The following is a 24,823-nucleotide window of genomic DNA, read 5'->3' on the forward strand; positions in this document are numbered from 1 at the left end:
GGCGCTGCCGGGCTCGTTTCCCGGGTTGAAAGGACTCCTCATGATTCTTGCATTCTCCGTCGCGCCGAGCGGCGTGGGCCCTGCCGGCCCCGCCATGAGCGAGACCGGCTCGGTTTCCGAGGCTGTTGCCGCCGCAATCCGGGTGGTGCGCGACTCTGGTCTGCCGCACCGCACCTCCTCGATGTTCACCGAGATCGAGGGCGAGTGGGACGAGGTCTTTGACGTGGTGAAGCGCGCCACCGAGGCCGTGCTGCCGTTCGGTTCACGAGTGTCACTCGTGATGAAGGCCGACATTCGCCCGGGCTTCGAGGGCGAGCTCGACGGCAAGCTCGAGCGACTCGAGCGCGCGGTGGAGGGGGCCTAGCTCCAATCCACCGCAGGCTCCGTCGCGGCCTACGCCGCGGGCGCCACTCGGACGAGCATCTTGCCCGTGTTGGCGCCCCGCATCATGTCGAGGAACGCGTCGACCGTGTGCTCGATCCCGTCGACCACGGTCTCGTCGTAGGCAATGTTGCCCTGCGCGAACCACTCGGCCATGCGCCCCTGGAACTCGGGAGCAAGATGCCAGTGTGCGCCGATCGTGAAGCCCCGCAGCGTGAGGGCGCGAGTAATGAGGTTGGCCATGTTGTCGGGGCCGACGGGCTTTTCCGTGGTGTTGTAGCTCTCGATCGCCCCGCACAGCGCCGCGCGGCCGCCGTCGTTGAACGCGTCGAGCGCGGCCTCGAGGTGGCTGCCGCCCACGTTGTCGAAGAACACGTCGATGCCGTCCGGGGCTGCCTCGGCGAGGAGCTCGCGCACATTGCCGCTCTTGTAGTTCAACGCCGCGTCGTACCCGTACTTCGAGGTGAGGAGCGCCACCTTTTCGTCGGATCCGGCCGAGCCGATGACGCGCTTCGCGCCGAGCAACTTTGCGATCTGACCCGCCGCGGTGCCGACCGCGCCCGCCGCGCCTGAGATGAACACGGTGTCCCCCTCCTGCATGTGTGCGATCTCGGTGAGCCCCACGTAGGCGGTGAGCCCGGTCATGCCGAGCACGTGCAGGTTGAGCGACAGGGGGACGCCCGGCAGCTCGGGGATCACGCGGAAGGTCTTCGCGTCACCCTGCGCCAGATCGCTCCAGCCGTGCTGGTGCAGCACGACCGCGCCGACCGGATACTCCGCGACGGTGGACGCGGTGACGCGCCCCACGGCGCCGCCCGTGATGGTCTCACCCAGCGCGTAAGGGGCGACGTAGCTGCGCACGTCGTTCATGCGGCCGCGCATGTACGGATCGACCGAAATGTACTCGTTGCGCACGCGGATCTGGCCGGGCGCGAGCTCGGGCAGATCGTCGGTGACCGTGCGGAAGTTCTCCGCGCTCGGCCAGCCGGTGGGGCGGGACACGAGTTGGATTTGGGTGCGAGACGTGGTGCTCATGGGGCGGTGGCCTTTCGGGCTGGGGTTGGTGTGGTGCTGAAGCCGGTGTGGTGCTGGGAGCGTGGGCGGCGGCGCGACGTGTGGCGCGCGGCCGTCCGCCTAGAACGCGAAGCTCAGCGCGAGCGCGGCAACGCTGAAGAGCGGCAGCGCCCCCTGCTTGAACGCGGCGGCCCGCTTGTCTGGGCTGGAAAGCGCGAGCACGAGGGCCGCGGCGAGCATGGATCCCACTCCCGTGAACACGAGCGTGAGGCCCACGGCCTGGTGTCCGAGTGCGGTGAGGAGCGCGCCGAGCAGCGCCGCCACGGCGAGAAAGAGGTTGTAGAACCCTTGATTGAAGGCGAGTTCGCGCGTGGCGTGCGCTTCCTCGGCGGTGATGCCAAAGACGGCGCGGGCGCGCGCTGAGGTCCACGCGATCGACTCGAGATAAAAAATGAACACGTGCAGCAGGGCGGCGGCCCCCGCGAGCACCAAACCGGTGATGAGCATGCGCTGTCCCTTCCGCGCCGCGAGCGGATGCTCGAACGGCTTTCCGTAACGATCGTTCCAATATATACTGGAACGACCATTCTGGAAAGGGGGAGCCGTGGCGAGAACTCCGAGCTTCGATCGTGCAACCGTGGTGCGCGCGGCGCGTGCCGTGTTCTGGCGCGACGGCTACGAGTCGGCCGCCGTCCCCCGACTGGAAGACGCCACGGGGCTCAGCCGCTCAAGCCTCTACGGCGCGTTCGGCTCGAAGCGGGGGCTCTTCGACGAGGTGGTGCAGAACTACCTCGACGAGGTGGTGCGCCCACGTCTCGCCCCGCTGCAGGCGGACGAGGTTGCCCCCACGGCACTGCGCGAGTACCTGCTCGGGCTGCGCGAAGCGTTCGCCAGCATCGACGCGATCGCGCCCGTCCCCGGCTGCCTGCTGATCAACACCGCCGCGGGCCCGGTGGGCGCAGACCCCGAGGTAGCGCGAGTTATTGCGGACTACCGGGCTGAGCTCCACGGGGCCCTGCGCCGCGGTGTGGCTGCGCAGCCGGGGCGCGATCCCGAGCAGATTGCGCAGCTTGCCACGGTCGTGACCGGCCTCGTCGTCTCGGCGTTCGCCCTGGTGCGCGTCGACCCGGATGCGGCGGGCGCGAGCCTCGACGCCGCGCTCCACGCGATCGAGCACCGCGGCTGACGCGGTGAGCTGAGCGGCGGCGTGACAGACTGTCCCCGTGAATGACGCAGTGACCGCGACGCAGCGGGACCGTGCCCCCGGGACAGCATCAGCTCGGGATCGCCCCGTGGAGCTTCGCGCCGGTGCGGCCCGGGCGACCGTTCTCCCGGGGTGGGGTGGCCGGCTCGCGAGCCTGAAGATCGACGGGCGAGAGGTGCTCGGCGCGGGAATCGTGGGCGGCGGCGCACCCGAATCGTGGTTCTCGGGCTGCTTTCCCATGGCACCCTTTGCGGGGAGGCTGACGGGCGACCGCGTCGTGTGGGCTGAGGAGGCGGTGGCACTGCCGCGGCCGGCCCCGCAGGTCGAGGCCGCGCACGGCACCGTGGATGCCGCGGCATGGACCGTGCGCGAGGCGACGCCTGAGCGAGCGCTCCTGCGCACCGAGCTTGCGGCGCCCTGGCCGTTCGGTGGCTGGGCGGAGCAGCGCATTACGCTCCGCGACGACGCGATCGAGCTCGTGCTGCGATGTGGCAATGACGAGCGCGAGATGCCGGTGTCGCTCGGGTACCACCCGTGGTTTCGGCGTGAAGTTGGGGGCGTGGTTGCCGAGCTGCGCTTCGCGCCCGAGGCGCGCTTCGCGGAGATCGGCCCTGGGCTGTTCGCCCAGCCGGTTGCGGGGGCGGATGCCGGGCCAGGCGATGGTGCCCGGGACCACTCGTACCTGCACGCGGGAGACCCGGTGATCGCGTGGGGTGACCTCGAACTCACGCTGCGCTCCTCGCACGATGTATGGCATGTGTTTGATGGGCAGCGGCCGGCGTTCTGCGTGGAGCCGCTCACCGCGGCGCCGGATGGCCTGCAGCCCGATCGCACCTGGGCGGTGGGGCCGGGGGTGGTTGCAGAGCTGCGCTTCGAGCTGAGCTGGGCCGTGAGGCCAACTGAGGTGTGAACTGAGCTGGGCTCAGTGCCGAGCCGCTGCTCGGGACGTTGCTATAGCGATGGGGTAGGCTGGTTGCTCGGGCTGCGCGTCCTGTGACCCGCCACCCCTGGGATGGTCACTGTTGACCCACGATTGGACCTACATGTCGCTGAGCAATCTGAAGAGTTCGAGTATCTCGGACACGGTGACCACCGAGTTGCGCGAGGCGATCCTCGCCGGCGACTTCGAACCCGGTGCGCGCCTCGTCGAGCGGCACCTTGCCGAGCAATTGGGCGTCAGCCACATCCCCGTGCGTGAGGCGCTCGCCCGCCTTACGGAGGAGGGGCTCGTCGAGCGCGAGCCGCGCCGTGGTGCGCGCGTTGCCGAGCTGGGCGAAACCGAGCTCGAGGAGGTGTCGAGCCTGCGCTCGGTGCTCGAGCGCTTCGTGGTGGAGCGGGTGCAGGCGCGCTGGCAGCCGGAGCACGAGGCCGAGCTCCGGGCGATTGTGGATCGCATGGGTGAGGCAGCCGCGGCGGGTGACGTCGATCTGCTCTTCACGCAGGATCGTCGGTTCCATGAGGCGCTCTGGACGCTTGCCGAGCACTCGGTGCTGGCGGACATCGCCTCGCAGCTACGCGGCCGCATCAACAGCTTCCTGAAGGCCGCGAACGCGGCACTGGCGCGCGACGAGCTTGAGCGCCACGTACAGGCGCACGCCGACCTCATTACGGCGATCGCGAGCGGCGACCTGGCTCGCGCGCAGGAGTCGATGACGCAGCACATCGAGGACGCGGTGACGCGCGTCTCCGCCACCGGCCGAGACGACGCGAGCTAACCGTGCGCGCCGTCTGGCCCGCCGGGGCGGAGGCCACGGCGAGCGATCTGGCGGGCCCGCGCGGCCTGCAACTTCCCGAGTCGCCACGGGTGTCCGCTGACGGGCGCACGCTCTGGTTTGTGGACATCACGGCGCAGCAGCTCTGGCGCGTGCCGATTGCGCGGCTGCACGATCGCGCGGCCTACGAGTCGCGGGAGCTGCTCGGCGAGCCCGGCTTCGTCGCGCCCGACGCTCACGCCGATGGGATCGTAACCGTGGGCCTGCCGGATGGTCTGTACCGCTTCGACTGGGTGAGCGGCGAGCTGCAGCTCGCGCGCGCGTTGCCCGCGGCCGAAGTGCCGGTGCGCATCAACGATGGGGCGGTGGCGGCCGACGGCGCGGTGTGGTTCGGCACGATGAATCTGCGTGCGGAAGATCCCCCAGCCGGCGTGCTCTATCGCGCCGCGGGCGGTGAGGTGGCCGCGCTCGACGCGCCGGTCGCCTGTTGGAACGGGATCGGCTGGCGCCCGGACGGTGGCGAGACGTACGTCACGGACACCCTTGGCGGCGAGATCCGTCGCTACTCCGCGCACGGGGAGCCGCTCGGCCGATTCCCCGTGCCCGGCGCGGACAGTAGCGTGCTGCCCGACGGCCTGATCGTTGACGACAGTGGTGCCCTGTGGAGCGCGATGTGGGGCGGCGGTGCGGTGCTGCGGCTCCGTGATGGGCGTGCGGTGGGCGCGATTCGCGTACCCGGTGCGCGGCCGAGCGCCCTCGCCGAGCTGCCAGACGGCGGGCTGGTGATCACTCGCGCAGCGGACGATGCGGGCGATGGCGCACTCGCCGTCGTCTCTGCCGCCGACGTGGCCCGCGTGCGCGCGGCGGAGGGTGCTCCGGCGTCACGCTGAGGGCGTAGACCGTCCGTGGAGAGAGCGGCATGCGCGGCGCGGTTCGCGGGGCGCGCCTCGGGAGCGGCGGTCGGTGAGAAGCGGTGCGGCGCCCCGCGATCCCGCGCTGCTGGGGTGTTCATTCCGTGCTCACTCCGCCGCCGGCGGAGTGCCGGTGTCGTCTCCCTCGGCTCGCGGAATGTGGCCGCAGATAGACACCGGAGCGCTTATGCTAGATACTATAGCGACGGCATGCAGTTGAGTGCCGGCCATCATCTTGGAGGAACAATGTTGTTGCGAAAGAAGCTCGCGACGGGCGCCCTGGCCCTCGCCACCCTGTTTACCCTGACCTCCTGTGCCGGCACTGGCGGCGGCACGCTCGGTTCAGGCTCGGGAGGCGGCGACGCCCCCACGAAGATCACGGTTGCTGCGGCGCAGGGTATCCCGCAGCTGAACCCCGCGATCCGCACCTTTGCGTGGGAGGAAGTGCTCTTCCCGCTGCTGTGGAACGGGCTCACCGAGACGAGCGAGAGCGGCGAAATCGAGGGCGACCTGGCCGAGGAGTGGAAGGTCAGCGACGACCAGAAGACCTGGACCTTCACGCTGCGCGACGGCGTCACCTTCTCGAACGGCAAGGCGCTCACCGCCGACGATGTCGTCGCGTCGTTTGAGTACTACCTCGCACCCGAGACCTCCACGCAGGAGAAGACGAAGATCGAGGCCATCACGAGCGTGAAAGCCGTCGACGAGCGCACCGTCGAGTTCCAGCTCGACGCCCCCACCGCAACCTTCCCCGCGGGCATCGTGTGGGTCAAGGTGATGGATATGGACTCGCTCGACCAGATCGACAAGGAACCGATCGGCACCGGGCCGTACACGGTGAAGGCGTTCACGCCCGACAACTCCGTCACGCTCGTGCGCAACGACGATTACTTCGGTGACGCGCCCGCGCTCGAGACGATCACTATCGAGAAGGCCGCCGAGTCGACCGCGGCCGTGACCGGCCTGCGCTCCGGCGACATCGACGTGCTGTGGTCGGTGCCGCAGGGCGACGTCGCACAGTTCGAGGGGGACAGCGCGATCGAGCTCGTGCGCCCGGAGAACCCGAGCCAGTGGCCGAGCTGGGAGATGGACACCACCTCCGCGCCCTTCAACGACGTGCGCGCACGCCAGGCGCTCGCCTACGCGATCGACCGCGACGCGATCCTCGAGGCCGCGTACGCGGATCAGGGCCATCTCGCGCCCACGAACAACGCGCTGGGCGAGAACAACCCCTGGTACGGCGGCAAGCTCGCCGACTACAGCTACGACCTCGACAAGGCGAAGGAGCTCTTCGCCGCCGCGGGCGTGACCGAGGGCACGACGCTCACCTGGTGGGGCGTGGCCGGCCAGTACCCCGAGTGGAACACGAGCGCCGAGATTCTGCAGGCCAGCCTGAAGGAAATCGGCATCACGCTGAAGATCGAGAACAACGACATCGGAACGTGGGTCGAGAAGTTCTACCCCGCGGGCAAGAACTACCCCGCGACGATCGTGCCGAACTTCCAGTCGACGCCGCCGGAGCCCGCCTACTCGCTGAACTTCTACCGCGAGGGCCGCTGCGAGTGCAACTGGTCGAACGACGACTTCGAGAGCGCGTTTGACGCGGCCGTTGGTGAGCCCGACGAGGCCGCCCGCAAGACCAAGTGGGGCGAGGTGCAGAGCATCATCAACCGCGAGGTGCCGCTCATCGTTCCGATCCAGGCCACCGTGGTGACCGCGACCAACAGCTCGCTTGACGGCGTGTGGGTCGAGGGCGGCGGCCAGCTCCACCTCGAGAACGCCGGCTTCAAGGGATAACGTGACCAGATTCATCCTTCGGCGGGTGGCGATCAGCATCGTGATGCTGATCGCCACCTCGCTCCTCGTCTTCATCGTCCTCCGGCTGCTGCCGGGCGACCCGGTGATCACCCGCCTCGGCTCCACCCCCGGAGTCGACGCGGAGATGATCGAGCGGCTTCGCGCCGAAGCGGGGCTCGACGCCCCGATCTGGCAGCAGTACCTGAACTGGGTGGGCGGCATGTTCCGCGGCGACTTCGGTCAGTCCTACTTCAACCAGTTCTCCGTGAACGAGCTCATCGCACAGCGGCTTCCCGCCACGCTCGAGCTCACCGTGATCGCGGTGCTCCTCGCGCTCGTGATCGCCGTGCCCACCGCAGTGTTTGCGTCCCTCAAGCCGCTCGGCTGGCTCGACCGCGTGCTCACCGCAATCTCAACAGCCGGAATGGCGCTGCCGCAGTTCTTGATCGGCATCGTGCTCATCGTCGTGTTCGCGGTGACGCTGCGCTGGCTGCCGGCGCGCGGCTACGTGCCCTTCTCGGAGGACCCGGCGCTCAACATCGTGGGGATGATCCTCCCCTCGGTGACGCTCGCGCTCGCCTCCGCGCCGCTGCTCATCCGCTTCCTCCGCGCCTCGATGATCGAAACGCTTGCCGCGCCCTTCATTCGCACCGCGCGCGGCAAGGGCGTGGACCGGGCGGGCGTCGTCGTGGGGCACGCGCTCCGCAACGCGCTCATCCCGGGGCTCACCATGCTCGGCCTGATCGTCGGCTACACGCTCGGCGGCGTGGTGATCATCGAGTACGTGTTCGGCATCCCCGGGCTCGGCTCGCTGGCCATCGACTCCGTGTTCAAGCGCGACTACGCCGTGCTGCAGTCGGTCGTGCTCCTCATCAGCGCAATGTTTATCTTGACCTCGCTGATCGTTGACCTCCTGTACGGGGTCCTGGATCCGCGCCTGCGAGTGGGGAAGAACCGTGGCTAATCTCACCACCCAGAAGCTCCTCCTGCCCATCATGCGCCGGGGCGGTGCGCTGCGCCGCACGCCGTGGCAGACGTGGGTGGCCGTCGGCGTGCTCGGCGTGATCGCCCTCGCGTGCATCGCCGCACCGCTCGTCGCCCCGTACGACCCGACTGCGCAGTCGTCCGACCGCTTCGCCGGCATGAGCGCGGCGCACTGGTTCGGCACCGACGAGCTGGGCCGCGACCTGCTCAGCCGTGTGTTGCACGGCGGACAGCTGACCCTCTTCATCGTGCTCGGCGCCACCGGGGTGGCCATGGTCATCGGCACGATCTGGGGCATGGCCGCCGCCTTCCTGCGCGGCTGGCTCGACGAGGTGCTCATGCGCCTCGCCGACACGGTCATGGCGATCCCGCAGATGCTCTTCGCCCTCGTGTTCATTTCGGCGTTCGGCGCGACCCCGGTGAAGCTCGCCCTGATTATCGGCGTGCTGCTCACTCCCACCACGGCCCGCCTCGTGCGCTCCTCGGTACTGGGCGAGATTCAGGCCGACTATTTCACCGCCGCCGTCTCGTATGGTGCGTCGAAGGGGCGCCTCCTCACTCGCGAGGTGCTGCCGAATGTGGCGGGACCGATCACGGTGCAGGCTGCGATCAACGCGGCCAACGCGCTCCTCCTCGAGGCGTCGATGAGCTTCGTCGGACTGGGGATCCAGCCGCCCGAGGCCACCTGGGGCACGCTCGTGCAGCAGGGGTATCAGAAGATGTACCAGTCGACCGGCTACGTGCTCTTCCCCGCCCTGTTCATCTTCATCACTATCTGGATGCTCAACCTGCTGGCGGACCAGCTGGGTGAGACCGCGCAATCGAAGGGACGGAAGTGATGACGAACGCAGCATCCCCCGACGCCCCCGTTCTCGAGGTCACTGACCTCACGGTGAGCTACGGCGAGGCGCAGCCCGTCAAGGGCATCAGCTTCCAGCTGCGCCGCGGCGAGAAGATTGGGATCGTGGGCGAGTCGGGATCCGGCAAGTCGCTCACCGCCCTCTCCATCATGCGCCTCACCGACGGCGCCCAGCTGGGCGGCAGCATCCGATTGGGTGACACCGAGCTCACGGGGCTCAGCCAGCGCCAGATGGAGAAGCTGCGCGGCGGCCGGGTCGCGATGGTCTACCAGGACCCGATGAGCTCGCTCAACCCGGTGATGACCATCGGCGCACAGCTGATCGAGGCGATCCGCTTGCACAGCCCGGTAAGCAAGCGTGCGGCGCACGCGCGCGGCATCGAGCTGCTCACCGAGGTGGGCGTGCCGTTCCCTGAGCAGCGCATGAGCCAGTACCCGCACGAGTTCTCGGGCGGCATGCGCCAGCGCGTGATGATCGCGATGGCGATGTCGGGCAACCCGGAGGTGCTCATCGCCGATGAGCCGACGACGGCGCTCGACGTGACCACGCAGGCGCGCATCATCGACCTGCTCGACAAGCTCGCCGAGGAGCACGGCACCGCCGTGATCCTCATCACGCACGACCTGGGTGTTGCCGCGGGCTTCTGCGAGCAGATCCACGTCATGCGACACGGGCGGATCATCGAGTCGGCGCCCGCGCCCGAGCTCTACGCGAACCCGCAGCACGACTACTCGCGCTCGCTGCTCGGCGCGGTCGTCGACCTCACCGTCGACGTGAACAGGCCGATTCCCACGAGCGCCGACATTCTTGCGGCCGAGGGCGTTGCACCCCGGCAGCTCGCGGCGCAGGCTGAGGTCGCGGGCCGCGGCGAGGTGCTCGTCAGCGTGCGGAACCTGAAGAAGACGTTCCACCTGGGCGGCGGCGAGTCAGTCACCGCCATCAACGACGTCTCATTCGATATTCGTCGCGGCGAGACCTTCGGCCTCGTCGGTGAGTCGGGGAGTGGCAAGTCGACGGTGTCGCGCGCGGTGCTCGCGCTACAGGATGTCGACTCGGGCACCGTAACGATCGGCGGCCGCGACGTGCATGCCCTCCGCGGCAAGGAACTGCGCACGGCCCGGCGCGACATGCAGATGGTGTTCCAGGATCCGTTCTCGGCGCTCAACCGCCGCCAGACAGTGGCGCAGATCGTTGCCTCGCCGCTCGAAGCGCACGGCATCGGCTCGCCGCAGGAGCGCCGCGAGAAGGTCGCCGAGACGCTTGAGCTCGTGGGCCTCGGCCAGGGGTTCAACGACCGCCTGCCCGGCACGATGTCGGGCGGCCAGTGCCAGCGCGTGGCGATTGCCCGCTCGCTGGTGCTCGACCCCGAGTTCATGGTGCTCGACGAGTCGGTGTCTGCGCTTGACGTGTCGATCCAGGCGCAGGTGCTCAACCTGCTCCGGGATCTGCAGGCCCGGTTGGGGCTCACGTACCTCTTTATTAGCCACGACCTCGCCGTGATCCGCTACATGTCGAGCACGGTCGCCGTGATGCGCCGTGGCACGATTGTTGAGCAGGCGAGCCGCGATGAGCTGTTCGCGAATCCGCAGCACGCCTACACACGCTCGCTGATGGCGGCGATCCCCGTCGCCGACCCCACGGTCGAGCGTGAACGGCGGAAGGAAGCCGCGAGGCTCGCGGCGGCACTGCAGACGGAGGCGGCAGCATGAGTGAGTCCACGCACGAGCGCCACACCCAGCTGGGGGATCGCCTGCGGGTGCCGCGCACCAGCGCGGGCCTCGGCATCGCGACGCGCGACATCACGCCGCCCACCGGCATTCGGGCGAAGAACTGGGGCCCCGCTGACTGGGAGCGCGCCGAGGGCGCCCACCGCGAGATGACGCTCACGGCACTGGCGATCGTGCCGAGTGCGGGCGCCGCCGCGCCGCGCGTGCTCATCACCGCGGACGGCACCTGGTGGCGCCGAGTGGCCGACGAGTGGGGCGTGCGCGGACGCGTGCTCGCCGAGCTCGGCCTCCCCGCCGACGCGCTCACGCTCTCGCTCTCACACACGCACGCCGGCCCCGTGCTCTGCGCGGCAGACGCGCACCTCGACGGCGGCGAGCTGATCCCGGGCTACCTCGAGGCGCTCGCCGGTGCCGCAATCGCGGCGGCACGCGAGGCCATCGCGAATGCCGCCCCCGGCCGAATTGAGTGGGCGACGGGACGCTGCGGGCTCGCCGCGAACCGCGAGCTCGACGTCGACGGCCGCGCACTCGTCGGCTACAACCCCGAGGAGACCGCGGACGACACCGTGCTTATTGGCCGGATCACCGCGGCGAGCGGCGACGTGCTCGGCACGATCGTGAACTACGCGTGCCATCCCACCACCCTCTCGTGGCAGAACCGGCTCGTCTCGCCCGACTACGTTGGCGGCATGCGCGCCCTCGTTGCGGAGGCGACCGGTGCTCCCGTGCTCTTCCTGCAGGGCGCCTCGGGTGAGCTCGCCCCCCGCGAGCAGTACACGGGCGACCTGGATGTTGCCGACCGCCACGGGCGATCGCTCGGCCACGCGGTGCTCGCCGCGCTCGACTCGCTCCCCGTTCCCGGCGCCGAGCTCGAGCTCGGCGGCATCGTCGAGTCGGGTGCACCGCTCGCCGTGTGGGCGCCCGCGCCCGCGACGGGCGGCGAGGAGATCACCGGCGTGACGGCCGCGGCCGAGCTTGAGCTCGTCGACCTGCCCAGCCTCGACGAACTCGCCGAGAGCTGGGCCGACATCGACCCCCGCAGCCGCGAAGAACGGCTCGGCCGGGCACGCAACCTGCGCGACGGATACATCACCGGCTCCACCGTGCAGCACCCCGTGTGGGCCTGGCGGCTCGGCGACGCCGTGTTCGTCGCGCACCCCGGCGAGGCATACTCGCGCCTGCAGACCACACTCCGCGCCCGCTTCCCGGACACCCCGATCCTCGTCGCGAACCTCACGAACGGCCCCGGCTTCGTCTACCTGCCCACGCAGGACGCGTACGATCGCGGCGCCTACCAGGCGTGGCAGACACCGCTGCGCGCCGGCTCCCTCGACCGGCTCGAGGAGCACGCCGCCGCGCTCGTGGCCGATCTGCTCGGCCAGCCCGGGCGCTAGCCGCCCCGCTCCACGTTCTCGCACCACCGTTGTTCGCATCACCGCACCACCACCTCGAAAGGGCATCATGACGCAGCCGTCCGCTTCCCCCGCACTCCACACCGCCCCGGCGGGCCGCGCGCCCGTTGCCATCGTCACCGGTGGCTCCGGCGGGATCGGCTGGGAGATCGGGCGTCGTCTGGTCGCCGACGGCTACACGGTGATCGCCTGCGACATGGTGCCCGGCCTCACGGCGGAGCCGCTGCCCGAGGGCGATGCTGCACCGACCGCCCCGACGCTGTGGCGCGAGCTGAACGTCACCGATCACGCCGCCGTCGCGCGCGTTTTCGGCGAGATCGCGGCCGAGTTCGGGGGCATCGATGTGCTCGTGAACAACGCGGGGATCCAGCGCCATCGCGGCATCGAGGATCTCAGCTGGGGCGAGTGGGAGGCCGTGGTGAACGTCAACCTGCACGGCGTCTTCAATGCACTGCAGGCCGCGGGACGACAGATGCTCGGCCAGGAGACCGGCGGCCGGATCGTCAACATCTCCTCCGTGTCGGCACGCGGCTCGGCTGGCCGTGCCCCCTACTCGACCACGAAGGCCGCGGTGATCGGCCTCACCTCCACGGCGGGAGCCGAGTGGGCGGCGCGCGGCGTGCGCGTGAACGCGGTGGCCCCGGGCTACGTCGACACCGGCGTCTTCCGTCAGGGAGTCGAGGCGGGCACCCTGAGCCTCGACACGATCCTCAGCCGCATTCCCGCGAAGCGCCTCGCGCAGGCGAGCGAAATCGCGAACGCCGTGAGCTTCCTCGTGTCCGAGCAGGCCTCGTACATGAACGGCCAGACGCTGTACGTCGACGGCGGCTTCATGATCGACTACGGCGTGCCCCTCGCAAAGAAGCCGACGCCGTGAGCGAGACGCCTGCACGCCACGTGACCGCGGTGCGCACCGCCAACGCGGTGCTGCCGCTCCCCGCCCCGCTCCACCTCGGGGCGATGACGGTGACGCGTCGCGAGTACGCGGGGGTGCGCCTCGAAACCGGTGATGGCCTCGTCGGCTCCGCGTACTGCCTGAGTCGCGAGGCACCCATGACCGAGATTGTGGATCGCCTCGTCGCGCCGCACGCGCTCGGTTCCGACAGCTCGGATCCCGAAGCGGTGTGGGATCGCATGCTGCGCGGCTCCGCAATCGTGGGGCGCGTGGGCCTCGTGCGCCGGGCGATCGGCCTCGTCGATGTTGCGCTCTGGGATGTCGCCGCGCAGCGCCGCGGCCTGCCCGTGCGCGAGCTGCTCGGCGCGGATGCGGCGCCCCGCGACACCATGCTCGTGGCCGCCTACCCCACCCCCGAGCGGCCTATCGCCGAGGTGGTCGAGGAGGTCGTGTCGCAGGCTGCCGAGGGCTGGCCGCTCGTGAAGATCTCGCGCGCCGCCGACCCGGCCTACATGGGCGAGCTGGTTCGCACGCTCAACCGTGAACTCCCCGCGAGCTGCGGCCTCGTGGTCGACATCGGCTTCGGCTGGCGCGACGCGGAGTCGGCGCTCGCCGAGGTCCGTGCCTGGGGTGACATTGAGCTGGCCTGGCTCGAGGACCCGCTGCTGCCCGAAGACGTTGCGGGCTGCGCGCGTATTCGCCGCGAGACCGGGCTCACGGTGTCCGTGGGAGACGAGGTGACCGACCCGGAGGTGCTCCGCGCGCTCGTCACTGGCGGCGCGGTCGACGTGCTGCGCATCGACGTGGTGGCGGTCGGGGGCCTCACCCCAGCGCGCGAGCTGCGCGACTGGTGTGCCGAGCGCGGCGTTCCGGTCTCCTGCCACGTGTACCCCGAGATCAGTGTGCACTTGGGTGCCGGCGTCGAGACCTTCAACCGTCGCCCGGAGGGCAACCCGTACGATCCGTCAGCGCTGCTCACCACGGGCGGCCCGACGTTCGCCCAGGGGCGTGCAACACCGCCCGCGTCACCCGGGCTGGGCTTCGCGCTGCGCCCCGAGCACTTCGCCTTCGGGGCGTAGGCTCGGCCGCAGGCGCCGCACCCACCCCACCCACCCACCCGCAGACCTCACCGAGGAGCTTCGCATGACCCCCACCCTCCCCGCACCGCGCAGCACTGAGCCGCGCAGCGCCGTCGTGACCGGCAGCGGCAAGGGCATCGGCCGCGCGATCGCTGAGCGACTGACGGCCGAAGGCTGGCTGGTGGTCGGTCTCGAGCGCAGCCCCGGATCCGGCACCCTCGAGGCGGGCATCTGCGCGGACGTGGTGCTCGGTGACTCGCGCGAGCGCAGTGCGCACGAGGCCGCGGCGGCGCGCGCACGCGAACTCGCGCCGTTGGGCGGCTGGGTGAACAACGCCGGGATTACGAAGACCACGCCGCTGCACCACCTCGACGAGGCCACCGTGCGCGAGGTGATCGACATCAACGGGCTCGGCTACCTGTGGGGCGCCACAGCCGCCGTCGAGGCGTTCACCGCGCAGCGTTCGGGCGGCTCGATCGTCAACATCGGCTCCGTGCACGGCCGCTCGGCGTTTGCCGACCACGCGGCCTACGAGTTCACGAAGGGCGGCATCGACGCGCTGAGTCGCAGCATCGCCGTGAGCTACGGGCCGCTCGGGATCCGGGCCAACACGGTTGCCCCGGGTGGCGTGCGCACGCCCCACCTCGAGGCACAGATCGCACGCGCCGCGGACCCCGAGGCGGAGGAGCGGGGGCTGGCCGAGGGGCCGCCCATGCGCCGCATTGCGCGCGCCGAAGAGGTCGCCGCGGTGACCGCGTTCCTGCTCGGCGATGAGGCGCCCTACCTGAGCGGCCAGTCGATCGCCGTCGACGGCGCGTGGACGGCGTCTTTTGGGCGACCGCAGACCGATGCGGCACTGCTCGAGGCGTACGGGCTCACCCCGTAGCGCGATTCCACACACACGAACGCCCTCCGATCCCGCTCAGGATCGGAGGGCGTTCGCGTGTGTGAAGCGCTATGCCTTGAGCATGGACGCGCGCGAGATCAGGCCGTCCACGACGTCGAACGTGGCGATCGTCTCGGTCGCGACACCCGCGTTGATGACGCGCTCCTGAGCCACCACCCAGCGCTCACCGAAGAGCACCGTCGTGTCGATGACGCAGCTGAGCTCGGGGTTCTCGAGGCGAGGCGCATAGAACGCGCGGATCGCGTCGCGGCCGACGATCGGCTCGGGGCCGACCCCGGTGATCACCGCGTCCTTCGCGTAGGTGCCGACGAACGTGTCGAGGTCGTGGTCGTTGAACGCGTCAACCTGGGCGGTGACCGTGGCGAGCGCGGTCTGGCTGGGAACGGGCATGAGTGCTCCTTCGCAATCGGGAAGTGGGGGAGACGGGTGGCCGGGAGTGGGCTCCCGGATCCCAATCAATCGATTCGAACGCCGCCGTTGACGTCGTAGGTGGCGCCCGTGGTGAACGCGGCCTTCGGCGAGGCGAGCGCGGCGATGATCCATGCCACGTCGTCCGGCTGCCCAAAGTCGCCGAGGGGGATTGAGGAGGTGAGTGCGTCGCGCGCTGGGCCCTGGAGGTGGTCGGTGATTGCGGAGACCACGGGGCCCGGGGTGACCGCGTTGACGCGAATACCCTCGGCGGCGAGGCCGCGCGCGAAGGATCGGGTCAGCGCAAGGATGGCGCCCTTGCTCGCGGCGTAGTGCATGCCGGTCTTGAGCGCGCCCTGCTGGCCCGCAATCGAGGAGAGGTTGACCACCGAGCGGTCAATCGGCGCCTCGGGGGTGCCCGCTGCCGCGCGCAACAGGGGAAGGGCTGCGCGAGTGAGGAGGAAGGTGCCGCGACCGTTGGTCTCCATGACGGCGTCCCACTCATCGATCGTGATGTCGTCGAAGGCGCGGTAGGGGCACACTCCGCCGTTATTGATGAGCACGTGGAGCTTGCCCCAGCGGGCCTCGATCTCGGCGACGAGGGCCTCGATCGATGCGGGATCGCGCAGGTCCAGGCGCGACACGTGGGCCTCGGGTGCGCCGGCTGCGATGCATGCGTCGGCGGCCTCACGGGCTGCCGCCTCGCCGCCCGTGTACGTGAGCCAGACGGCGTTTCCGTCGGCGGCGAGAGCGAGTGCGGCGGCGGTGCCGATGCCCGAGCTCGCCCCGGTGATGAGTGCGTATCGGAGAGTCATACTCAAGACGCTATAGCATTTCTCGCCCCTCCGCATCGGGGTGGCGGTAGTTTGCTAGATGCTATAGCATTCGATTCATGAACTCTGATCTCGTACTCCTTACGGACAGCGATCTCCCCGGCACCGCCGCCAGGGACACGCTGGCCGCGGCCGGCCTCACCGCCCAGGCCGCCCAGACCCGCGATCCCGAACAGCTCATCGCTGCGGGCAAGGATGCGACCGCGCTGGTCGTGCAGTGGGCGCCGATCACAGCCGAGGTGATGGACGGTATGCCGAACCTCCGCATCATCAGCCGACTCGGCATCGGCGTGGATATGGTCGACCTCGCCGCGGCAACGGAACGCGGCATCGCCGTCGCGAACACCCCCACGTACTGCGTGGAAGAGGTGGCGACCCACACGCTCGCGATGATCCTCGCGCAGGCGCGCGGTCTCGCAGGCTACGACGCCGCCGTCCGCGCGGGGCGCTGGGCCGCCGTCGACGCGCAGCCCATGTCGATCCGTCCCTCCGCGAGCACCGTTGGCGTGATTGGCTACGGCCGCATCGGGCGCATGGTCGCGTCCTCGCTCATCGCGATGGGTTTCCGCGTGCTCGTCTCCGACCCGTTCCTCGACGCAGATGCCGCCCGCGCGGCGGGCGTGGTCCCCGCAACGCTCGATGAGGCGCTCTCGGGCGCAGACATCGTGACGCTGCACGCGCCGCTCACCGACGAGACCCGACACATGCTCAACGCGCAGAGCATCGCGCGCATGCGCCAGGGCGCGGTGGTCGTGAACACGTGCCGCGGGCCGCTCATCGACGAAGACGCGCTTGCCGACGCGATCGAGTCGGGCCACCTCGGCGGTGCCGCGCTCGATGTGTTCGCCGCAGAGCCGCTCCCGGCCGACAGCCGCCTCCGCGCGAACGAGCGCGTGCTGCTCACGCCGCACGCGGCGTGGTACTCGCCGGAGGCCCTCGCCGACCTCCCGGTGCACGCCGCACAGAACGTTGTCGAATTCCTCGCAGGCCGCCCCGTGCCCGCGATTCTCAACCCGGAGGCGCTGACGCGCCGTGAAGAGGTAGGTGCCTGATGGAACTCATGCGACTCGGCCAGCCCGGCCACGAGGTGCCCGTACTGCGAGACGGCGAGCGCGTGTTCGACCTCCGCCCCCTCACCGCAGACATCGACGGTGCATTCTTCGAGACCGGTGGCATCGAGCGCGCTCGCGCGGCACTCGCCGCGGGCGAGCTGAGCGAACTCGCCGACTCGGCATCGCTCCGCGTGGGCGCCCCGATCGCGCGCCCGTCGGCGGTGGTGTGCATCGGCATGAACTACGCCGCGCACGCCGCCGAGTCGGGTTCGCTGCCCCCCGAGAATCCCGTGGTGTTCATGAAGACCCCGAACACCGTGGTCGGCCCGTTCGACGAGGTGTTCCTGCCGCCCACCGCACAGACCGTGGACTGGGAGGTGGAGCTTGCCATCGTGATCGGGCGCCGCGCACGCTACCTGTCGAGCCCCGCTGAGGCTCGCGCACACATCGCCGGCTTCACGATCTCGAACGATGTGTCCGAGCGCGACTTCCAGCTCGAGCACTCGGGCGGCCAGTGGTCGAAGGGAAAGTGCTCCGAGACCTTCAACCCGCTCGGGCCCGTGCTCGTGCCCGCCGATGAGCTCGACTACCAGAACCTCCGCCTCGGCTCGCGCGTCAACGGCGAGACGCGACAGGACTCCACGACCGCCGACATGATCTTCCCCGTCGACGAGATCGTGTACCACCTGAGCCAGTACCTGGTGCTTGAGCCGGGCGACATTGTGAATACGGGAACGCCGAAGGGTGTGGCCCTCTCGGGGAACTTCCCCTACCTCGCTGACGGCGACGAGATGACGATGTGGATCGAGGGGCTCGGCGAGCAGACGCAACGCGTGCGCCCCGCCGTGCTCCCTGGCGCTTAGCCGCCTGTACGATCGACCGGCGGGTCCGCGCCACACGCTCACACCTCCTGAGTCGCGTGCGGGCCCGCCGGTTACCTGCTGCGCGCGCGTGAGAAACTGGTCGGGTGAGTAGACCGCGCGCCAACCCGCAAGATCCCACGCGCCCCGCAGGCCGCGTGGGGCGCGATGCCATGGCGACCATGGGCATCGTCTTCGCGCTGCTCATCTTCTTCGCGACGGTGCCGCTCTCCGCCCAAGACGGGACGGCGTGGTGGCTCATTACTCTCGCGGTCGGGTCCTCGCTGCTCCTCGCGGCAGTGCTCGTGCGTATGTTCATGCGTGGTTCGAACCTCTTCAGGCTGCTCGCACTTCTTCTCGTGGTGGCGGTCGCGTGTGCGCTCGGCATCTTCACGGTGGCGCGGGAGATGCCGGGTCAGTTCTCAGGCATCGAGACCCGTATCGATGCGCTCTACTTCACGCTCACCACGATGACGACCACCGGCTACGGTGATATTCACGCGGTTGGCCAGTTCGCCCGCGCCCTGGTGTCGCTCATCCTCGTGTTCGACCTCGTTTTCCTTGGCCTGTTTGGCGCAGAGCTCTCGCGGATCGCCCAGCGCACTCTCGGGCGTGTGCAGGGTGCGGCAGCTGACCAGGGGCACGTGAACCCGCCGGAGACAGCGCCGGAAAGGCAGAAGCCTGAGGGCCCCGAGCACGAAAGGGCGCAAGCCGAGTGAACGCCGCCGACCTCCCCGGGCCCCCCTCGCGCGGCGCCCGCTTCGTCGCAAACGTCAAGCCACTCGCCACCGCGATCCTGATGGGCGGTTTCGCGGGACTTATCGCGATCCTCACCTTTCAGGCCATGCAGGCGCTGCAGCACCTCATCTGGGGTGACGTGGCGGTCGGCCCGGCGCGCATTGCGCTGACGATCGCGGCGGGCGGTGCCCTACTGATCCTGCTCGCGCGCATCGCCCCGACCGAGTCGATGGACGAACTGCTGCGCGACACCGAGCAGCCCTGGCAGCGGTCGCGACGCACCATCACGGTCACGGCGCTCAGCGCAATCGTCGCGGTCGCGTTTGGCGGGGCAGTCGGGCCCGAGGCCGGGCTGCTCGCCGTCGTGGCGCAGTGCTCGGCCATCGTGTCGCGCCTCATCGCACGCGACGAGGCCGAGGCGCGCGCAATCTCCGAGGCGGGGGCCGCGGGCACGCTGGGCGGCATCTACGCCTCCCCGCCCGCCGCGGCTGCGATCGACGGCGATCGCCTCACGCCGAGCCGCTTCGCGTCGCTGATCGCCGCGGTATCGGGGTTCTTCGTGTTCCTCTTCGTTGCCCGCACCGTGTTCGGAGGCGAAGGGGTCACCGCCGTGCCACTGCCGGAGGCGAGCGCAGGGATGGCCTGGTTGCTCGTGGTCCCCGCCGTCGCGGGGCTGGTGCTCGGCGTGGCCTTCCGGCTGTTGCTCCCCGCCGCGGAACGGATCGCGAAGGCGGCACCCCGGCCCTGGATCGCCACCGCGGTGGGCACTGCGGTGTTTGCTGCGCTTGCGGCGGCCTTGCCGCTCGTGCGGTTCTCGGGTCACCACGAACTGGGTGAGGTGAACGCGCTGCACGCCGACGGCGAGTGGTGGCAGCTCTGGGTGCTCGCCGGGGCGAAGCTGATCGCGCTGGTGCTCTGCCTCGCTGCGGGCTGGCGCGGCGGCGAGATCTTCCCGCTCATCTTCATCGGAGCCGCCGCGGGAGCTGCGAGCGCCGCGCTGCTCCCGGCACTCGACCCGGCCGCGGCCGTCATGATCGCGATGGCGGCAACGGTGACGGTGGGCTGGCGTCGCCCGCTTGCGGCATTCCTGCTGCTCATCCTCGTGGTGGACGGCGCTGCCGCACTGCCGCTCCTCGCCGGGATCGGGTGCGGCATCCTCGTGAATCGGCTCTGCTTCCCGGAGCAGGGCGTAGCGCCCGCCGCGGTGCCGGCTGGTGCCGACTAACTCCCTGGCGCGGCGTACAGGAGATGCTTCCTGTGCGCCGAGTATCGCAATGGGCACACCGAATACTGTGCCCAGCGCCGCATCGCCGCTATGCTCCGAACATGAGCATGGGTGGTGGCATGGGCGGCGGCGGTGGCCGTGGCTCCCGCGTTTCCGGCGGCGACATGGAGCGGCAGCGTGAGCTGAACAGTCAGGCTCCGAAGGTCGCGAATCTTGGGCGACGCATTGCGGAGCTGTTCCAGCCCTACCGCGGCCCGCTCGCGGTCATCATCGCGCTGGTGATCGTGTCGGCGGCGCTCGCGATTCTGCCGCCCCTCATCACGCAGCGCGTGTTCGACGACGGGCTGTTCCCGGTGGACGGATCCGGCCCGAACATGCCGGTGCTCACCTGGCTCGTCATCGCGATGATCGTCGTGTTTGTGATCTCCTCGGGCCTTGGCATCATCCAGACCTACTTCACCGCACGCGTGGGCAACCGCGTGATGGGCGACCTCCGGGTGAAGCTGTTCTCCCACCTGCAGCGCATGGAACTGGGGTTCTTCACACGCACGAAGACCGGCGTGATCCAGTCGCGGTTGCAGAACGATGTCGGCGGCGTCGCGAACGTGCTCACCAACACGGTGTCGAACATCATCGGCAACACCGTGACGGTCGTCGCCGCTGCGGTCGCCATGATCCTGCTCAGCTGGCAGCTCACGATCGTCGCGCTGCTCCTCATGCCCGTGCTCGTGTTCGCGCAGCGCCGCGTGGGGCAGGTGCGCGCACGCATCGCGGGCCGCACCCAGGAATCGCTTTCGGAAATGACCGCGATTACGCAGGAGGCGCTGTCGGTCTCGGGTGTGCTGCTCGCGAAGACCTACTCGCGGCAGAAGGCCGAGACCGAACGCTACGCCGACGAGAACCGCAACCAGATCGCGCTGCAGGTACAGCAGACGATGAGTGGTCAGGTCTTCTTCGCGCTCGTGCAGGTGTTCCTCTCGGCAGTGCCCGCGATTGTCTATCTCGTCTCGGGCTGGCTGATGTCTGAAGCGCAGGGCACGGGCTTCGACCCGGGCATCACGGCGGGCACGATCGTCGCGTTCACGACGGTGCAGTCGCGCCTGCTGTTCCCGATGATGGCGCTCATGCGGATCGCACTCGATCTGCAGACCTCGAGCGCGCTGTTTGCGCGCATCTTCGAGTATCTCGATTTGGATCCCGCCATCGTGGACGCGCCGAATGCCCAGGAGCCCTCCGACGAGCCCGGCCGCGCCGGCCGCATCGAGTTCTCCGACGTCACGTTCCGCTACCCGGACGCTGGCCCAGACGATCGCCCCACACTCGACCGCATCTCCTTCGAGGTGGCACCCGGCGAGTTCGTCGCCTTCGTTGGGGCATCGGGATCGGGGAAGACCACGATCGGCAATTTGATCCCGCGCCTGTATGACGCCTCTTCGGGCACCGTGCGCTACGGCGGTGACGACGTGAAGTCGCTCGCCCAGGAGTCGCTCATGGACCGCATCGGCGTCGTCACGCAGGAGCCCTACCTCTTCCACGCGTCGATCGCGGCGAATCTGAAGTACGCCAAGCCTGATGCGACCCAGGAGGAGCTTGAGCACGCCGCCGGGCTCGCGAACATTCACGAGACCATTGCGGGCTTCGCCGATGGCTACGAGACGATCGTGGGCGAGCGCGGCTACCGGCTCTCCGGTGGCGAGAAGCAGCGCATCGCGATTGCGCGTGTGCTCCTCAAGAACCCGCGCGTGCTCGTGCTCGACGAGGCGACAAGCGCGCTCGACACCGTGAACGAGCGCGTGGTGCAGCGCGCCCTTGAGGATGCCCGCAGCGGACGCACCACTATCGCGATCGCGCACCGGCTCTCCACCGTCGTCGACGCCGACCGCATCTACGTGGTGGGCGCCGGTCACATTCTTGAGGCGGGAACGCACGAGGAGTTGCTCGCCCTGGAGGGCGCGTACGCCGAGCTCTACTCGCAGCAGCAGTAGCGGCGCCGCGGCGCACCCGCGGAGAAACAACGCGAGAGTAGGATCTTCCCGTGCGCCAGATCACCCAGTCCCGCAAACTCGCCGGTGTGCGCTACGACGTGCGCGGTCCGATTCTGCAGGAGGCCGAGCGCCTCGAGCGGGCCGGCCACGCAGTGCTGAAGCTCAACATCGGCAACCCGGCGCCATTCGGGTTTGATGCGCCGCCCGAGATCGTCGAGGCCGTGCAGCGTGCGCTACCGGTGGCGCAGGGCTACACCGATTCTCGCGGCGTCCTGCCCGCGCGCGAGGCGGTTGCCGCCGCGTACACCGCGGCTGGAATTGCCGGCATCGGCCCAGACGATGTGTTCCTGGGCAACGGAGTGAGTGAGCTCATCTCGCTCGTGCTGCAGGCGCTCGTCGACACGGGCGATGAGATTCTCGTGCCCGCTCCCGACTACCCCCTGTGGACGGCGCAGGTGACCCTCGCCGGTGGGCGTGCGGTGCACTACCCGTGCGACGAGAGCAACGGGTGGATGCCCGACCTCGCCGCGATCGAGTCGCTCATCACGCCGGCGACCAAGGGGATCGTGCTGATCAATCCGAACAATCCCACCGGTGCGGTGTACTCGGCTGAGCTGGTGCGCGGCTTCGCGGCGCTCGCAGAACGGCACGGGCTCGTGCTCATGGCTGACGAGATCTACGACCGAATTCTGTTCGAGGGTGCGGTGCACGAGCACGCCGCCGCGCACGTGACCGAGACGCTCTGCCTCACTTTTAGCGGCCTGTCGAAGGTGCAGCGGGTTGCTGGGTATCGCGCGGGCTGGCTGGTGACGAGCGGTGATCGGGATCGGGCGCGCGACTTCCTGGAGGGGCTGACACTGCTCGCCAACATGCGGATGTGCGCGAACGCGCCAGCGCAGCATGCGATCCCCGTCGCGCTGGATCCCGCACAAAACGGGTCTGGGATCGCCGAGCTGTGCGCGCCCGGCGGACGGCTGCGCGAGCAGCGGGACGCCGCGCACCGTCTCCTCACCGAGATCCCGGGGGTCACGTGTGTGGCGCCCGGCGGCGCAATGTACCTCTTCCCCCGGCTCGATCCCGAGCGTTACCTGATCGACGATGACCAGGCGTTTGTCATCGAGCTGCTGCGCGCGACGCGCGTGCTCGTGACGAACGGCCGCGGCTTCAACCTGCCGACGCCAGACCACCTGCGATTCGTGACGTTGCCCAGCGTGCCCGTACTCACGGAGGCGATTGGTCGCATCGGTGAGTACCTCGCCGGAGTGCGGCGTGACTGAGCGGAATGAACGCGCGTGCGCGAGCGTGCGTGGCAACACCGAGCCGTCGGGAGTGAGCGACACATGAGTATCAAGATTCTGGCCGTCGGGAAGAAGCACGAGGCCTGGGTGGCTGACGGCATCAGCCGCTACGAGCAGCGCTTGCGGAAGCCGTTCGATGTGAGCTGGCAGTTGCTGCCGCACTCCGCGCGCGATGGCGAGGCTGCGCGCGCGGAGGAGTCCGAGCGAATCCTCGCGAAGCTCGACCGCGATGCTTTTCTCGTGCTGCTCGATGAGCGCGGGCGCAACGTCGATTCGCCCGAGCTTGCGCGGCGCGTGCGCGCGGAACTCGACGCCGGGCGCCAGATCGTCGTGGTGATCGGCGGCGCCTATGGCGTTACCGACGCCGTGCGGCAGCGCGCCAACTTCGTGTGGAGTCTGTCCGCGCTTGTATTCCCGCACCAGCTTGTTCGGCTCATCCTCGCGGAGCAGCTGTACCGGGCGCAGGAGATCTCGGCGGGGCGCGCGTACCACCACGTGTAGGGCGCCCCCGCACATGTCGGAGGTGCGCGGTACCCTCGCCGCATGAACCCCTTCCGGCTCTCCACACGGCTCCGGCCCACGGTGGGTCGAACGCGCGCAGAGCAGGTTCCCACGGCGGTGTCTGTGCCCTGGCAGGTGACGGAGCGTTCGGCCTCCGGGGTAATTGAGGTCGCGCATGTGGGCGAGGCGCCGCTTCTTTCGGTGCGATTCGCCCTCGCGGGCCGGGGGATGCTGGGGCTCTCGCTTCCACAGACGGTTCATCCGGGGGAGCGGCTGCGTGTCACGCTGCGCGGTGCGCACGCGGAGAGCGCCTCGCGGGCTCCTGACGGCATGCTCGTTTTGCGGTGGTTTCAGTCGGATGGGACGGAGCTGCTGTGGCCGATCGCGCTGTGATGGAGGCCCAAAAGACGGGGCGATGGGCGCCGTACGCACCCGCGATGAGCGGGCTGTGCACGCCCCGCGAGCACGCGTGTGCAGCACAAGAGGCGACACGCCGAGGCTGGGGCGGTGGGGAAATTTCTTTCCACCCCCTCGACCTGTGGATAACCCCGCGAGAGGGGCGGAACTGTGCCGAAAGTTCTCCCCAAGCTGGCGAGAATTTCGGTGGAAAGTTCGTGAATAACTACATCGCTGTAACTACATCATGTTGTGGTTGGGCGAGGTGTGGTTCACTAGATGTAGTGCCTCGGGGTGAGGCTCACGGTTGTGGAAGAAGGGCGTGAAATGGCCATTACGGTATACACCAAGCCGTCGTGCGTGCAGTGCACCGCGACGTACCGGGCGCTCGACAGCAAGGGGATTGAGTACAACGTGCTCGACCTCTCGCAGGACGAAGCGGCACTCGAAGCAGTGAAGGAGCTCGGGTACCTGCAGGCGCCCGTTGTGGTGACCGACGAGGAGCACTGGTCTGGCTTCCGCCCCGACAAGATTTCGGAGCTCGCAAGCCGCCTCGCCGACTAAGGCTGAGCCCCGCGTAGCGCCCGCGGCGGACGAAGTCTTGGACTTCTCCGCCGGGGGCGTTTCAGCAGCACAATCCGCTT

Annotated in this window: 26 protein-coding genes; 22 read left to right on the forward strand and 4 right to left on the reverse strand. The window is 69.3% G+C overall.

Features of this window, described 5'->3' with window-relative positions; all coding sequences use genetic code 11:
* Positions 1–40 precede the first annotated feature (40 nt).
* On the forward strand, positions 41–364 hold the full coding sequence (locus D3226_RS01055; RefSeq protein WP_202380584.1) for a thiamine-binding protein: 324 nt from the start codon (positions 41–43) through the stop codon (positions 362–364).
* A gap of 29 nt (positions 365–393) precedes the next feature.
* Here the strand turns inward: D3226_RS01055 and D3226_RS01060 are convergent, their stop codons facing one another.
* Both D3226_RS01060 and D3226_RS01065 read right to left on the reverse strand, forming a co-directional pair.
* Positions 394–1,416, reverse strand: coding sequence for an NADP-dependent oxidoreductase (locus tag D3226_RS01060; RefSeq protein ID WP_202380585.1), 1,023 nt, complete (start codon positions 1,414–1,416; stop codon positions 394–396).
* A 99-nt stretch (positions 1,417–1,515) separates the two neighbouring features.
* A complete protein-coding gene (locus tag D3226_RS01065; RefSeq protein WP_202380586.1) occupies positions 1,516–1,902 on the reverse strand; it encodes a DUF1304 domain-containing protein in 387 nt (128 codons plus the stop codon).
* Between the two features lie 97 nt (positions 1,903–1,999).
* On the opposite strand from D3226_RS01065, the gene D3226_RS01070 reads away from it, so the two are divergent.
* From D3226_RS01070 to D3226_RS01125, 12 genes are all read left to right on the forward strand, one after another.
* Positions 2,000–2,581: a TetR family transcriptional regulator gene (locus D3226_RS01070; protein ID WP_202380587.1), complete on the forward strand. Its 582-nt coding sequence runs from the start codon at positions 2,000–2,002 to the stop codon at positions 2,579–2,581.
* Between the two features lie 37 nt (positions 2,582–2,618).
* Positions 2,619–3,509 carry an aldose epimerase family protein gene (locus D3226_RS01075; RefSeq protein WP_202380588.1) on the forward strand — a complete coding sequence of 297 codons (891 nt, stop codon included), beginning with the start codon at positions 2,619–2,621 and terminating at the stop codon, positions 3,507–3,509.
* A 133-nt stretch (positions 3,510–3,642) separates the two neighbouring features.
* Positions 3,643–4,314, forward strand: a complete 672-nt coding sequence (locus tag D3226_RS01080) for a GntR family transcriptional regulator (protein ID WP_202380589.1) — start codon at positions 3,643–3,645, stop codon at positions 4,312–4,314.
* Positions 4,315–4,316: 2 nt separating this feature from the next.
* Positions 4,317–5,201: an SMP-30/gluconolactonase/LRE family protein gene (locus tag D3226_RS01085; protein ID WP_202380590.1), complete on the forward strand. Its 885-nt coding sequence runs from the start codon at positions 4,317–4,319 to the stop codon at positions 5,199–5,201.
* Positions 5,202–5,468: 267 nt separating this feature from the next.
* Positions 5,469–7,019, forward strand: a complete 1,551-nt coding sequence (locus D3226_RS01090; protein WP_202380591.1) for an ABC transporter substrate-binding protein — start codon at positions 5,469–5,471, stop codon at positions 7,017–7,019.
* A 1-nt stretch (position 7,020) separates the two neighbouring features.
* Positions 7,021–7,983: an ABC transporter permease subunit gene (locus D3226_RS01095; protein ID WP_202380592.1), complete on the forward strand. Its 963-nt coding sequence runs from the start codon at positions 7,021–7,023 to the stop codon at positions 7,981–7,983.
* Positions 7,976–8,842, forward strand: a complete 867-nt coding sequence (locus tag D3226_RS14525; RefSeq protein ID WP_202380593.1) for an ABC transporter permease subunit — start codon at positions 7,976–7,978, stop codon at positions 8,840–8,842. Before D3226_RS01095 ends, D3226_RS14525 begins: the two co-directional genes overlap by 8 nt.
* A complete protein-coding gene (locus D3226_RS01105) occupies positions 8,842–10,572 on the forward strand; it encodes an ABC transporter ATP-binding protein (RefSeq protein ID WP_202380594.1) in 1,731 nt (576 codons plus the stop codon). Before D3226_RS14525 ends, D3226_RS01105 begins: the two co-directional genes overlap by 1 nt.
* On the forward strand, positions 10,569–11,984 hold the full coding sequence (locus D3226_RS01110) for a hypothetical protein (protein WP_202380595.1): 1,416 nt from the start codon (positions 10,569–10,571) through the stop codon (positions 11,982–11,984). The genes D3226_RS01105 and D3226_RS01110 overlap by 4 nt, the downstream gene beginning before the upstream one ends.
* Before the next feature lie 67 nt (positions 11,985–12,051).
* Positions 12,052–12,879: an SDR family NAD(P)-dependent oxidoreductase gene (locus D3226_RS01115; RefSeq protein ID WP_202380596.1), complete on the forward strand. Its 828-nt coding sequence runs from the start codon at positions 12,052–12,054 to the stop codon at positions 12,877–12,879.
* Entirely contained in the window at positions 12,876–13,976 is a 1,101-nt protein-coding gene (locus D3226_RS14970) for a mandelate racemase/muconate lactonizing enzyme family protein (protein ID WP_337248858.1), read from the forward strand. Before D3226_RS01115 ends, D3226_RS14970 begins: the two co-directional genes overlap by 4 nt.
* 64 nt (positions 13,977–14,040) lie before the next feature.
* Positions 14,041–14,862, forward strand: coding sequence for an SDR family NAD(P)-dependent oxidoreductase (locus D3226_RS01125; protein ID WP_202380597.1), 822 nt, complete (start codon positions 14,041–14,043; stop codon positions 14,860–14,862).
* 69 nt (positions 14,863–14,931) lie between these two features.
* On the opposite strand, the gene D3226_RS01130 is transcribed toward D3226_RS01125, so the two are convergent.
* Both D3226_RS01130 and D3226_RS01135 read right to left on the reverse strand, forming a co-directional pair.
* Positions 14,932–15,273: a nuclear transport factor 2 family protein gene (locus D3226_RS01130; RefSeq protein WP_202380598.1), complete on the reverse strand. Its 342-nt coding sequence runs from the start codon at positions 15,271–15,273 to the stop codon at positions 14,932–14,934.
* A 65-nt stretch (positions 15,274–15,338) separates the two neighbouring features.
* The gene (locus D3226_RS01135) at positions 15,339–16,106 is read right to left on the reverse strand and encodes an SDR family NAD(P)-dependent oxidoreductase (protein ID WP_202380599.1); all 768 of its coding nucleotides are present in this window, start codon (positions 16,104–16,106) and stop codon (positions 15,339–15,341) included.
* A gap of 77 nt (positions 16,107–16,183) precedes the next feature.
* On the opposite strand from D3226_RS01135, the gene D3226_RS01140 reads away from it, so the two are divergent.
* The 9 genes from D3226_RS01140 (at position 16,184) to nrdH (ending at position 24,743) form a co-directional block, all read left to right on the forward strand.
* Positions 16,184–17,176 carry a C-terminal binding protein gene (locus tag D3226_RS01140; RefSeq protein WP_202380600.1) on the forward strand — a complete coding sequence of 331 codons (993 nt, stop codon included), beginning with the start codon at positions 16,184–16,186 and terminating at the stop codon, positions 17,174–17,176.
* Positions 17,176–18,039 carry a fumarylacetoacetate hydrolase family protein gene (locus tag D3226_RS01145; protein ID WP_202380601.1) on the forward strand — a complete coding sequence of 288 codons (864 nt, stop codon included), beginning with the start codon at positions 17,176–17,178 and terminating at the stop codon, positions 18,037–18,039. Before D3226_RS01140 ends, D3226_RS01145 begins: the two co-directional genes overlap by 1 nt.
* Positions 18,040–18,143: 104 nt before the next feature.
* A complete protein-coding gene (locus D3226_RS14530) occupies positions 18,144–18,755 on the forward strand; it encodes an ion channel (protein ID WP_202380602.1) in 612 nt (203 codons plus the stop codon).
* Positions 18,752–19,999, forward strand: coding sequence for a chloride channel protein (locus tag D3226_RS01155; RefSeq protein WP_202380603.1), 1,248 nt, complete (start codon positions 18,752–18,754; stop codon positions 19,997–19,999). The genes D3226_RS14530 and D3226_RS01155 overlap by 4 nt, the downstream gene beginning before the upstream one ends.
* 107 nt (positions 20,000–20,106) lie before the next feature.
* A complete protein-coding gene (locus D3226_RS01160; protein WP_237462303.1) occupies positions 20,107–21,984 on the forward strand; it encodes an ABC transporter ATP-binding protein in 1,878 nt (625 codons plus the stop codon).
* A gap of 50 nt (positions 21,985–22,034) precedes the next feature.
* Positions 22,035–23,261 (forward strand): aminotransferase class I/II-fold pyridoxal phosphate-dependent enzyme, encoded by a 1,227-nt coding sequence (locus tag D3226_RS01165; RefSeq protein ID WP_202380604.1) that lies wholly within the window; start codon positions 22,035–22,037, stop codon positions 23,259–23,261.
* A 63-nt stretch (positions 23,262–23,324) separates the two neighbouring features.
* A complete protein-coding gene (locus D3226_RS01170) occupies positions 23,325–23,783 on the forward strand; it encodes a 23S rRNA (pseudouridine(1915)-N(3))-methyltransferase RlmH (RefSeq protein ID WP_202380605.1) in 459 nt (152 codons plus the stop codon).
* Positions 23,784–23,825: 42 nt separating this feature from the next.
* On the forward strand, positions 23,826–24,176 hold the full coding sequence (locus tag D3226_RS01175; protein ID WP_202380606.1) for a hypothetical protein: 351 nt from the start codon (positions 23,826–23,828) through the stop codon (positions 24,174–24,176).
* 330 nt (positions 24,177–24,506) lie between these two features.
* Positions 24,507–24,743 carry a glutaredoxin-like protein NrdH gene (gene nrdH / locus D3226_RS01180; protein WP_125099374.1) on the forward strand — a complete coding sequence of 79 codons (237 nt, stop codon included), beginning with the start codon at positions 24,507–24,509 and terminating at the stop codon, positions 24,741–24,743.
* Positions 24,744–24,823 lie beyond the last annotated feature (80 nt).

Source organism: Leucobacter chromiireducens subsp. chromiireducens (assembly GCF_016758255.1).
Taxonomy (GTDB): domain Bacteria; phylum Actinomycetota; class Actinomycetes; order Actinomycetales; family Microbacteriaceae; genus Leucobacter; species Leucobacter chromiireducens.